Source organism: Nostocoides sp. (genome assembly GCF_035343835.1).
In the GTDB taxonomy this organism is placed as follows: domain Bacteria; phylum Actinomycetota; class Actinomycetes; order Actinomycetales; family Dermatophilaceae; genus Nostocoides_A; species Nostocoides_A vanveenii.
In genome coordinates this window covers 1-1,250 of sequence record NZ_DAOQZV010000326.1, presented here as the reverse complement: position 1 = coordinate 1,250, position 1,250 = coordinate 1, and the positions used below count along the sequence as shown (strand labels likewise).

Genomic DNA, 1,250 nt, shown 5'->3' with positions numbered 1-1,250 from the left:
CCGGATCGCGCGGTCAGCGCGGTCAGCGCGGTCAGCGCGGTCAGCGCGGTCAGCGATCGAGCAGGATGGCGCGGCCGGCTGGGTCTGCGGTCACGATCTCGTCGAGGATGTCCGCGATAGTCGCGGCGACGGCCGGGTGGGCAGCTGCGAGCAGGGCGGTGCGGTCCCAGACCAGCGACCACTCCCCCGGCTGCGCGGCCGCCCAGTCACCGAGGCTGTCAGCCAGCGCGTCGTAGTTGTGGCCGAACCACGCCGGGAAACGCAGGACCTCGGCAAACAGGCGCAAGCTCTCGGCCTTGTCCGCCCCCGCGGGCACGACGTGGACCGAGCGCCCGGATGCCGCCTCGGCGCGCACCAGGGCGGCGAGTTGGGTCGCGCGCCCGCGCCGCTCGATCACGACCGCCTCCCAAACCGGTTCCGACGACCTCGGCCGGCCCGGACTCGGCCGGTCACGTGGCTCGCGCGCCCGCGCCGCTGGATCACGACCACCTCCGCGGCGCGAAGCCACGACCCCGGACAACGGCTGCGGGATGACCAAGCAGGCCCAGGCCACGACGGCATTCGGCTCGGGTCATTGCCTCTCCTCGATCTGGCGGAAGCTGTCGTAGTGATCGGCCGTGTAGTAGCGGTCGCCCTCGGCCCCACCGATGATGCGCCGCGCGCCGCGGTCCGGGGAGCCGGGCGTGATCACGGTGTATTCGCGGTAGTAGCCATTGGCCCGCCGCGGCAGGATGCGCTCGCGATTGGTAAAGACGCCGTCGTCGGCGCGATAGGGAAACGGGCCGCCGGACCGGATAAGCGCGAGCGTGGTGCGTCCCTCGCGCGGGAGTTCGGACTCGCGGATGGTCGGCAGGCCGGAAACCGGTGTGGCCGCCGAGGCGCGGGGTGTGGTCCCGGCCGAACCGCCGGAGGAGCCACCGGCGGAGCCGGAGGGTGAACCCGCCGAACCCGAAGGCGAAACCGTGGACTTCGACCCGCCGGTGGCGCTCGACGTGGCGGACCCTGCGCCATCGGGCAGGGCGCCGGGGCTCGATCCGCCGCGGCTGACCGCCCACCACACCAGGGCCAGGCACAGCGCGATTCCGAGCAGCATCAGCAGCTGCCGGTCGGCCTTCTTCAGCTGCATCGCTTCACCGTCGACCGCACGGCCGCGCCCTGCCCTTCGCTTGTCGTCGCCGGGCGCCATGGGTGGCCGGCCGGCGGCCCAGCGTAGCCGCCACCCGCCGATTGCCGCCCGCCCGAGTGCCCCG

General features: G+C 73.6%; 2 protein-coding genes. Both read right to left on the bottom strand.

Features of this window, described 5'->3' with window-relative positions:
- Positions 1 to 49: 49 nt before the first annotated feature.
- A complete protein-coding gene (locus PKH97_RS15620) occupies positions 50 to 397 on the bottom strand; it encodes a barstar family protein (protein WP_324388529.1) in 348 nt (115 codons plus the stop codon).
- Positions 398 to 571: 174 nt separating this feature from the next.
- Positions 572 to 1,250 (bottom strand): ribonuclease domain-containing protein (locus tag PKH97_RS15615; protein WP_324388527.1); only part of this gene is annotated, 679 nt, incomplete at its 5' end.